Source organism: Govania unica (assembly GCF_027920805.1).
GTDB lineage: Bacteria > Pseudomonadota > Alphaproteobacteria > Sphingomonadales > Govanellaceae > Govanella > Govanella unica.
Window position 1 is genome coordinate 1 of the sequence record NZ_JANWOI010000007.1, and the last position, 10,752, is coordinate 10,752.

Below are 10,752 nucleotides of genomic sequence, written 5' to 3' on the forward strand. Positions count from 1 at the left end.
GATAAGGGAAAATAGGGTTCAATCCGGCGCATCTGCACTTCCGAAAGCAACAGCAAATCACTCATGGCAACACCTCCTAGTATTGCCATTGAATCAACCAATGATCATTCCAGCAAGAAATTAATGGGTCCTGAGCCTAGGCTTTCTAGGGATAAGATTACGCTCGCTACTCACAAAAAAAGCCGCCCCTTATTCTTATAAGAGGCGGCTTTAATTTAACAACAGATCTTAGAATTTGAAACGTACGCCGCCTGAAAAATACCGGCCGATCATGTCATAAAGTTCCGGGGCCGAAGCCAGAGAAGCAAAGAATGTGGATGGGTTCACCGGTGGGTTCTTATTGAACAGATTGTTGATGTTGAAGAACAGCTGAACTTTGCTGGCCCCTTCATTCATCACTTCATAATGGCCCGACAGATCCACATAGAGCCGGCTTGGGATAGTATTGTCATTGATATCCATGCCAGTAAAGGTGCTGTCATATTTTCCCGACCCGATGTAACGGGCCTGGGTGAACAGGGCAAAGCGATCCTGTGAATAGGTTACGCTCGCATTGCCGCGCCAATGGGGGACGCCGGCCAGGCCATTCCCCAGATCGCCGGCGCGGTCAATGGTCATCACGCCGTCGTTGGTCGACAGTTCTTTTACATAAGACGCGAGAACACGGAATTGCAAGGTTCCGTCAGAACCGGACAACGGCAGGGTATATTGAAGTTCAGCATCAACGCCGCTGGTCTTCAGAGTGCTCAGATTCATCTGGGTCAGAATGACCTGACCGATCGCCCCGCTGCCATCGCGGATAATCCGGTCACAAAGCATGGTCGTGCCGCCGGCACAACGCGTGACAATATCCTGGGGACCAAGGGTGCTGATGGCATCCTTCAGCTTGATGTTATAATAATCGACCGATGCCCGGAGGCGGGGCACAAAAGACGGTTCAACCACGAAACCAGCCGTGAAGGTATCGGCCTTTTCGGGGGTAAGATTGATGTTGCCTCCAGCCAGGGTCGATACGTTGGTCTGGGCACCATTGGCCGGATCAATAACTGTGGCAAAGCGCAGCTGACCGGCCATGAACATTTCGTCGATATTGGGCGCGCGAATATCGCGCGATCGCGTGGCCCGCAGCCGCAGGGAGTCATTGATGGTCCAGGATCCACCAAACTTCCAGGTGGTCACCGTGCCGCTGGTGCTGTAATCGGTGTAGCGGACAGCGCCATTGATATCGACTTTTTCAGCAAAGGCGAGATCTCGTAACACGGGTACGGACACCTCACCAAAGACTTCCTTGACGTTATAGGAGCCTTTGATCGGTTTCGGATTGCCGATGGAATAGGCACTGGCGATCGACATCTCATCGACCGTGGTATCGACCTTTTCTCGGCGATAATCGGCCCCTAGGGCCATGTCTACCGCCCCGGCCCAGGTCTCGAATGGAGAGCCGCTGATGCTGAACTCGGCCACGCGCTGGCTAATTTTCGTCTTCTGCCACTGATCTGCCATGAAATAATCAATGGCCGCTTGGGATGGTGAGTTAAAACCGAACAGATTGACCGGAACACAGGCCGGATCACGCTTGCTCGGATCCACATTCAGATTGATACGGCAGATCGGATTTTTGGTTACTGGATCAATGACAGAATCGATGGAGTTCGCATATCGGCTGTTCACCCGATTGCGCAGGACGGCGGAATAATCCGTCCGGCCTTCCTGATAATAAGCGTTCCAGGTCCAGCCCCCGAGATCCCCTTCGAAACCAAGAACACCTCGCTTGGTTTTGGTATCAAAGTCTGTTGTGTAGAAACCATGGTCCGTACTGATGCGGCCCATTTTGAAAGATGTCTCTCCCGCCGTCAGCATGCTGTCATATAAGGACGTCGGCAGGAAAGCATTGTCGCGCTTGATGGTCAGCGTGCCAAAGTCATAAGGCTGGACGATATTATTAATCGATTGGGAGCGCGAAAACGACGCTTCTGCAAAAACCCGGACATTGTCCGTCAGATCATAATCGACCCGGCCCATGGTGTTATAACGCTTCACCGGTACCGCAAGGCCCACATACTGACCCATGTGAATGCCGTCACCACCGACCATATAGGCCGAGCCCCGAGGATCGCCGAACTGGAATGGGGCAACCACACCGCCGGGGAGGAAATGTTTCCCGGCATTGACACCCGATGTGATGATTCCGCCCTCGGTCGCATTCACCGGATGGACGTTCGGGGAGATCAGACGACGATATTCGCCATTGGTTGGCGTGTATTTGGGATTGGAGATAACCTGCCAACCCTCACGTCCCCATTTTCTCTGTTTCTGATCCAGGAGGCCTTTGTTGTCCACAAATTCACCCCCAATCAGCAGATGCCCGCGATCGTTTCCGAATTTGGTCCCATAGGCTATCGAGCCGCGGTATTCACGACTGTCGCTATGCTGGGACTGACCATATTGCAGATCGCCCTTCACCCCATCAAGACTGTCATCAAGAATGAGGTTCACGACCCCAGCCACCGCGTCGGATCCATAGGCCGCTGATGCCCCGCCGGTCACCACTTCAACCCGGCTCAGCAGATTGATCGGGATCGCATTTAAATCCACAAGTCCGGCCGAAGTCGTCGCCACATGACGGCGACCATCGACCAGCACCAATGTCCGTTGCGGGCCAAGGCCGCGCAGGTTGAGGAAATTACTCCCCCCGTTGGCGGAACTTGTGGAGCTTGTCGCCGGGCTGTTGGATGCCTTGAATGCCGGCATCTCATTCAGCATGGTGGCGATATTGGCCGAAGCCCGCATCTCGGCATAATCTGCGCCGATCACTGTGGTCGGCGTTGGTGCATTGGCGGAACCGGAAATACGCGATCCGGTGCTGATGATTTCCTCAAGCACGCCATCTGTGCTCTGGGCCCATGCGGCCGATGATACAAAGGTCATGCAAGCCGTGATGGTGAGCGTCGCCGCCGTTGAATTCAGATGGGCAAGCAAGTGCTTTTGCCCTCTATGTGACATTCTCTTTCCCATAACGGGACTCCTTATTTTTCTGGTGTCTGTCTGATCGATGATGATTTATTTCTTTTGACGAGCGACAAAATGTCCAGGCACTGCTTCGGTCATTTTACCGTTCCGCAGCACAAACTCGCCGTTCACCAGAACATGGTTCATGCCAACCGCTAATGTTCTGGGTTCCATATAGGTCGATTTATCGATGATGGTTGCCGGATCGAATATGGCAATATCTGCAACCTTTCCAGCCTGAAGACGACCACGGTCATAAAGACGCAGAGTGTCGGCCGGCAGAGACGTCATTTTGCGCACGGCTTCTTCAAGGGAGAACAGCTTGAGATCCCGACTATAGTGGCCGAGAACCCGGGCAAAAGATCCAGTCGACCGGGGATGCAGCGCATAGTTCCCGTGGATATGAGAACCATCGCTGGAAATCATCGCCCAAGGCGCTTTCAACATGGCATGAAGATCGGGATCTTTGATGGCCCCGAGTGTGATGGTGAGCTTGCCATCGGTCGCCAGCAACAGATCCGTCAGGGTTTTGAATGGATCCTCACCGCGTTCCTGAGCCAGCAGGGAGATATATTTATCGAGAAGCTCCGGATGGCTTGGAATATCGACGATCCGCATGCTGTCATAGCCCACAGCCTTGATCCAGCTGAAGCCGCCATTGATGCCGTTTTCCGAATGATCCTTCAGCTGTGCCACAGCTTTTGCATCTTTCAAAGTGGCCCGGAGCCTGGTCATAGCCGCCTCCGGGCTCCAGTCTTTGCGCGATGCCTGATCGGGATAAACCAGGATCGCCGCCAAAGGCGTCGTCGCGGCGCCATCATAAGGATAGACGTCCCCGGTGATCGGATAGCCTTTCGCGATCAGCTCATCGACCCGCCCCACAAGTTCGATGGCTTTACCTTCATTGCCGAGACCAACGGCTTTCACATGGCCAAGATTTGCGGGGATGCCGGCCTTGATGCCGATCTCTGCTGTTTCCAGCTCGGATTGCAGAAAATGTTTTACGGGATTGCGGGAATGGGAATCGTATATACCGTCATAAGGCTTGACGACTTTCGCCAGTTCCACGATCTCTCCGGGCTCACTGAACATGCCGGGTTCATACATCAGGCCCGACGATAATCCAACGCAGCCAAGGTCCATGCCTTCACGAACCTGTGCCCGCATGGCGTCCAGCTCTTGAGCGCTGGGGGTCCGCTGGACATTGCCCATGACCGCTTTGCGCACACCGTTATGACCCACATAGCAGCCGTAATTCTGGCTGGTGCCCTTGGCTTTCGCCGCAGCCAGAATGGCGCGCAATTCTTCAGGAGATTTAAACCCATCAGGCCCGATAATGACCGTCGTTACGCCCTGACGGATATCCTGCTCGGACAGAAACTTTCCATCGAGATGTTCAATGGCTTCAGGGATGTGCGTATGGGGATCAATAAATCCCGGGCTGACCACATAGCCTTTGGCATCCACCACCGTCCGCGCTTTGATATTTTTGATCTTGCCGACGGCCTGGATCACACCATCCTTGATGGCGATATCACCTTTGTAAGGCTGTCCTCCATTGCCATCTACGATCAATCCGTTGCGGATCAGAATATCCGCATCTTTGGCCAGGACCACACCGCAACCCAAAGTCAGGATCGCTGTACTCAGACAAGCCGTTTTCAGATAGCGACGAAATTTTCTTGATACTGACTCAGCCCCGGATACTCTCTCAATCATTGTCTGCTCCCCACAGAATGTTGCGTGTATCAGTTATTTTTTCTTCAGTTGACGTTGGATAAATGTGCCGGGCGTTGCGCCGGTCGGCTTGTTTTGCGCCCACACCAGTGAACCGTTGACCAGAACATAGTGCATGCCTACCGCCAGATTTTGCGGCGCCACGTAAGTCGCTTTATCGGCAATGGTTGCAGCATCGAAAATCGCAATATCGGCTTTGGCCCCCGGGACAATGCGCCCACGATCATAAAGTCTGAGATGATCCGCCGGCAGAGACGTCATTTTGCGCACGGCCTCAGACAAGGTGATCAATTTCAGATCTCGCGCATAATGGCCCAGCACCCGGGCAAAGGAGCCGCTGGAGCGTGGATGGGGCGAGGCGCCATAGACGCTGCCCTTGCCGATATAGGAACCGTCGCTGGAGATCATATTCCATGGCTCGGCTATGAATGCCTGTACGTCCGTTTCATCCATGGCTCCAACCGTGACGATGACATCACTGTCCACCGCCAGCAGAAGATCCGTCAGCAGCGTAAAACCATCCACACCACGGTTTTCGGCCATGACAGAGATATAGCTGTCCATCAATTCCGGGTTGCTGGGCGCGTCAACAATCCGGATGCTGTCATAGCCGACCGCCTTGACCCAGCTGAAGCCACCCTTCACGCCTTGTTCTGTGGCGGCTTTAAGCGCGGCCCTTTTTACCGGATCGGCAAGTGAGGCCCGAAGCTCATCCATCAGCGCTGCACGCGGCTCTGATGGGGAAATCGGTGCACGGTCGGGAAATTGCAGTACCGCAATCAGACGCCGGGTCTGAGCCCCGTCATAGGGATAGACATCGCCGACGATCTCGTAGCCTTCAGCCCGCAACGCCCGCACATGGTTGATCAGGCTGCTGGCCTGGCCCTTGTTGCGAAGTCCGACAGATTTTATATGCCCAAGCTTGGCCGGCACACCGGCCGCGATGCCAATTTCAGCGGTCTCCAGTTCAGACTTCAGGAATTCATTGACCGGATCCCGGGAATGGGAATCAAACACGCCATCGAACGGTTGGATGGCCCGGGCCAGTGCGACAATTTCCTCGGGCGCACTGAACATGCCCGGGTCATACATGAGACCTGCCGAAAGACCGACACAACCAAGCCTCATGCCGGCTTCGACTTCCGCCTTCATCTGTGCAAGCTCGGCTTCGGTCGCCACAGGTTTGGCCCCGGGCATAATATCGTTGCGTACGCCATTATGGCCGATGTAACAGAAATAATTCTGCGTCGTGCCTTTGGTCGCAAGCGCCGCCTTGACCCGTTTTAATCTCTGAATTCCGAGTGCACCATCGGCCCCGATCACCGCCGTGGTGATGCCCTGCGCGAGGTTCTGTTCGACCAGAAACTTGCCGTCTACACCAACCACGGATTCAAGGATATGCGAATGGGGGTCAATGAATCCTGGCGTCACGGCCAGGCCTTTGGCATCAATCGTTCGTCTGGCTTTCAGATCCTGACGCGGGCCCACATAAGCGATGCGATCACCGCGCACAGCGACGGACTGTTGCACCGGCTCCCCGCCAAGGCCGTCATAAACGAGCCCACCCCGGATCACCAGGTCATAGTCTTGTTCCCCAGCCCGAGCCCCGACAAAGACAAGGCTTGAGCAAACCATGGACATGACCAAACCCAGCGCCAGATTTTTGCGCCCAGATATTCTCATCAGATCCCCCTATCCCCATAAAACGCGTGGCACCGGCATCATATAGCCACTGTCATAGTCAATGGCATGCTCCCAATCCGTGGATTGAAGCAACGGTCCATCGAGATCTACAAAACCACAAAGCTGCGCAATGATCGCGCCGGGTGCCATGGCCAACGAACTGCCGGCCATGCAGCCGACCATCAATTGAAAACCAGCCTGCTGTGCGTCCCGCGCCAGGGCCAGTGCTTCGGTCAGGCCACCAGTCTTGTCGAGCTTGATATTGATGGCATCATATTTGCCGCGCAAAGCCATAAGTTCCGAGCGGTCATGAATTGATTCATCCGCACAAATCGGAATGGAATAGCGCAGTCCTTCAAGCTCTGCATCCCCGTCCACCGGCAACGGTTGCTCCAACAGCACAACACCGAGCCCATGCAGGCGCGCGGCATAATCCGTCAAATGATCCATGGTCCAGGATTGATTGGGATCGACGATCAATTTTGAATTCGGCGCCGCATTATGCACTGCTTCGAGGATGGCCATATCGTCTCCATCGCCGCCGACCTTGATTTTTAACAGCGGGAAATCACGCAACGAGCGGGCACGATCCGCATAGCCTTTGACATCACGAATGCCAATGGTTTGCGCACAGACCACTGTCTCGAAAGACGAGAGCCCGGCAAGCTTCCAGGCCGGTTGGCCGGAGGTTTTCGCTTCATAATCCCACAGGGCCGCATCCACAAGATTCCGTGCGCCCCCCACCGGCAGAAGATCAAGAAGGTCCTGTCGTGTGAGGCCCTTCTGAATGTCATCCTGAATAGCGGAGACAGCGGTGATTATGCTGTCGGGTGTTTCACCTTCGTAATTGATGCCGCAGGCTTCCCCATGAGCAATGACACCACCAGGTCCGCGCAGCTCCAGATAGGCGGCCTCCACATGCGTGATCTCTCCGCGTGAAATTTTAAACGGCTCGGACAGGCTCCAGGATAATGTTTTGAGCGTGATCCCAATCATCCCATTGCCCTCACCGCATTCACCACCGGCGAGAGATCACTACGCATGGGATCGAAACAGGGCAGGCCCACATAAGTCGCAATATTGATCATAAGAGTTGCGGCTTCGGCTTCAGTATACGAGGAGCTGTTGACCGCAACGGCGATGAATTCAGCCTTTGGATTGGTCAGTTTCGCCAAAAGGCTATAGGCCGCTATGGCCTCGCGCAGATCGTGGATCGGAAAATCCGGATAACCGGCGATATGTCGGCGGCTCGGGTCGTGACATAAAATCATGGCATCCGGCTGAGAGCCATGCAGCAAGCCCACGGTTACCCCGGCATAAGCCGGATGAAATAATGAACCTTGACCTTCGATCACATCCCAATGATCGGGATCATTATCCGGCGACAAGGTTTCAACAGCGCCGCAAAGGAAATCCGAGATGACCGCATCCACGGCCACACCGCTGCCGGCGATCATAATTCCGGTCTGCCCAGTGGCCCGGAAATCCGCAGCAATGCCCTGATCCTGCAAGGCCCTGGTGATGGCCAGCGCAGCATATTTTTTCCCAAGCGCGCAATCCGTCCCCACCGTCAGCAAACGTTTGCCGGTTCTTTTGCGCCCCGTACCAATGGGAAATTTACTGTCATTATGGCGCACATCGTGAAGCATGCAGCCATGGGCCTCAGCCAATTCCGTCAGGCCAGGAATTTCTGCAAGGCGGCTATGCATACCACTTACAATATCGAGACCGGCCCGCAGTGCCTGTTCAAGATAGGGCACCCAGCTTTTCGGGATCGCTCCGCCGACTGGCGCCACACCGATCAAAAGCGACCGCGCGCCAGCCTGTTGGGCAACATCGGGGCTCATCACATCGAGGCCGAGATCAACCGCTGTGCCCTCTATCGACCATTGAGCGATACAATCCTCAGGCGTCCAATCCCGAACCCCAAAGGCCGTTTTCGCATAAGCAGATTCTTTGATATCGCCTAAAAATAACAGATAGGGCTTTCGAATAATCACCATAAACAATCTCTTTATATTATGTATTTCGAAGGGTGGCTTTGTTAAGCAGACGATTTAGCCGGAGCCATTTCCTGGTCAGCCAACGGTGTGGTGAACAGGCGATACACACCGAGGGTCAGAACGGGCGCCACAAAGGTCGCGATAAATCCGAAAGTGATATAGCCATAGCCTTTGGCAATCAGGGCCACGAGACCGAACAGGGTCGCGCTGGCAAAGGCCCCGAGCAATATGGCGAGGGCAATGCCGCCCCGAGCATAGCCCGGCAATTTACGGCGGGAGGTTTTAAGCGAACTGTCGACCCGTTCATTGACCGCATGAACTAAGCCCAAACCTGTTTGCAGCAACGTCGCCAACACAACAATCTGGAAAATGATTTTGAACGCGGGCACAGCCAACGCATCCAACAACACCGCGGACGGAATTGAAGCCTGCAAAATCTCTGTGGGCTTTGCCATCATGGCGACGTAAAGACAGACCGCCGGGATCATGCCGAAAACACCTGCGATTACGCCCGAAGTCACAGCTTGTTTGCGCGACTGGAGGGTGCGGAGGCAGAAAAACACCACCGGCACACAGGCCAGATTATAACCGCCATACCTCAAGCCAGCCAAAAACCAGCCGTCCTGAAGCCTGCTTTCGCTGAAAGTCCGCTGGATATCCGGCCCGAAGTCATGCCAGGTCCAGATCACCAACAGCACATAGCTCGCAACCAGGAACAGTGAAATGGCGCCGATAAAAGTCTCGGCCGTTTTATTGCCGAAATACGCCAGAATAGCCACGGTCAGGACCAGAACCGTTACGCCGACAACAGGAGCCACCCCTAAAAGATCATGGAAAATCTCACCCGCGGCCGCAGACACCACAGCCAACACAATAATCATCAGGGCAATCAGCAGAAGTTCGAACACAACCCAACCAGGTCCGATCAGCTTCTCGAAAAAATCCCGATAATTGAAGGTGCCCCACATCCGGCACAGCTCGAAAGACACGGCCATGACCGCCGCCCACATGATCGCCGTCACCGCCATGCCCAGTAACCCCCCAATGGGACCTACGGGGCCGAAAAATTCCACCAGCTCCCGCCCTGTGGCATAACCGCCACCGATCACGACCCCTTGAAACACAAGGCCGGGCAAACAATAACGCCGGATGATGGAAAACATAGATACCCCCCTGGGCCATGACATCGGCAGCAGACTGCCGACGACAGGACCTGTCGTTATTTTCTGATTCTTATATAATTCTCTAATAGAAAATTATTATCGATATTTATGTCTGTCAAGCTTTACGATAGAAATATGATCTAAATTTCTCTAAGCTTGACTTTCTCTTGATAGGACAGGGCCTGATACAGTGTCTCATTCTCTTGGTGCTAAGCTCCGCAGTCTGCGAAGAGAAAGAAATTGGACTCTTGCGGAGATGAGTGAGCGATCAAAAGTTCCACTCTCCAGCATCTCCAAGATCGAAAACGAGCAACTCTCGCCGACCTATGATCAGCTGCTAAAAATTGCTTCAAGCTTTTCCCTTGATATCGCCGAACTGGTGGCCATCCTGAATGGTCAGACCCCACAGCCCATGGCCGGCCGACGCTCACTCAATGATCTGGATGACGGGCCGATCATCAGCGATGATAGACAAGTCTTAAGATATCTCAGCAGCGACTTGTTGCATAAGGCCTTCACCCCTATCGTCGCCACTATCAAGGCCACATCTGCCCATGATTACGACCAGTTTCACAGCCATGACGGTGAGGAATTTGTCTATGTCATCTCTGGCGTGCTGGAATTTCACAGCGAATTTTATGCGCCGGTGAGGCTCAACACGGGCCAGTCTATCTATTTTGATTCCTCCATGCTCCATGCCTATGTCTCGGTAGGAGAAGATCTGTGCCGCGTGCTGTCCATTTGCTCCAAGCCGGAGAAAAAGCCGTTATAAGCGGCTATGAAAGCTTCAGGAGACCGGAGCTTCCTAATGAAAAACGGGTAAGCTTTTGGGATATTATAGATAGGTCGCCTGACTGATCCCCGCTTTCCGGCAGATCACCGCAGGCATGGAAGAGGAAGCCATCAAGGCCGCAACGGCTTACCTGGTGATCTACTTGCTGAAGTGGCTGTTCCAGTTGAAAATCAAATAATCAAGGATTGCATAATTTTCCACAAGGCAAGATTGACAAGCCTTAATACTCAGCTTTAGTGTGGTTTAACAAGATAGGCATTAAGGCTGTCCATGATAAAAATCGGGGGGCGCGCTTTTCAAGTCAAAGCAAAATCCCAACCTGCCTAACAAGTTATAATTAAAAAATTGGCGAAAATGCCAATAT

7 protein-coding genes are annotated in these 10,752 nt (G+C 53.8%); 1 reads left to right on the forward strand and 6 read right to left on the reverse strand.

Annotated elements, in window-relative coordinates:
• Positions 1–228 precede the first annotated feature (228 nt).
• The 6 genes from NYP16_RS14325 to NYP16_RS14350 are packed head-to-tail and all read right to left on the reverse strand — an operon-like array spanning position 229 to position 9,595.
• Entirely contained in the window at positions 229–3,015 is a 2,787-nt protein-coding gene (locus NYP16_RS14325; RefSeq protein WP_274944849.1) for a TonB-dependent receptor, read from the reverse strand.
• A 45-nt stretch (positions 3,016–3,060) separates the two neighbouring features.
• A complete protein-coding gene (locus tag NYP16_RS14330) occupies positions 3,061–4,728 on the reverse strand; it encodes an N-acyl-D-amino-acid deacylase family protein (protein ID WP_274944850.1) in 1,668 nt (555 codons plus the stop codon).
• Between the two features lie 33 nt (positions 4,729–4,761).
• Positions 4,762–6,429 carry an N-acyl-D-amino-acid deacylase family protein gene (locus NYP16_RS14335; RefSeq protein ID WP_274944851.1) on the reverse strand — a complete coding sequence of 556 codons (1,668 nt, stop codon included), beginning with the start codon at positions 6,427–6,429 and terminating at the stop codon, positions 4,762–4,764.
• A 9-nt stretch (positions 6,430–6,438) separates the two neighbouring features.
• A complete protein-coding gene (locus tag NYP16_RS14340) occupies positions 6,439–7,425 on the reverse strand; it encodes a dipeptide epimerase (RefSeq protein WP_274944852.1) in 987 nt (328 codons plus the stop codon).
• Positions 7,422–8,432: a DUF1611 domain-containing protein gene (locus NYP16_RS14345; RefSeq protein WP_274944853.1), complete on the reverse strand. Its 1,011-nt coding sequence runs from the start codon at positions 8,430–8,432 to the stop codon at positions 7,422–7,424. The genes NYP16_RS14340 and NYP16_RS14345 overlap by 4 nt, the downstream gene beginning before the upstream one ends.
• A gap of 41 nt (positions 8,433–8,473) precedes the next feature.
• Positions 8,474–9,595 (reverse strand): YkvI family membrane protein, encoded by a 1,122-nt coding sequence (locus NYP16_RS14350; protein ID WP_274944854.1) that lies wholly within the window; start codon positions 9,593–9,595, stop codon positions 8,474–8,476.
• A 190-nt stretch (positions 9,596–9,785) separates the two neighbouring features.
• Here NYP16_RS14350 and NYP16_RS14585 point away from each other — a divergent pair, with 190 nt between their 5' ends.
• The gene (locus NYP16_RS14585) at positions 9,786–10,367 is read left to right on the forward strand and encodes a helix-turn-helix domain-containing protein (RefSeq protein ID WP_274944855.1); all 582 of its coding nucleotides are present in this window, start codon (positions 9,786–9,788) and stop codon (positions 10,365–10,367) included.
• Positions 10,368–10,752 lie beyond the last annotated feature (385 nt).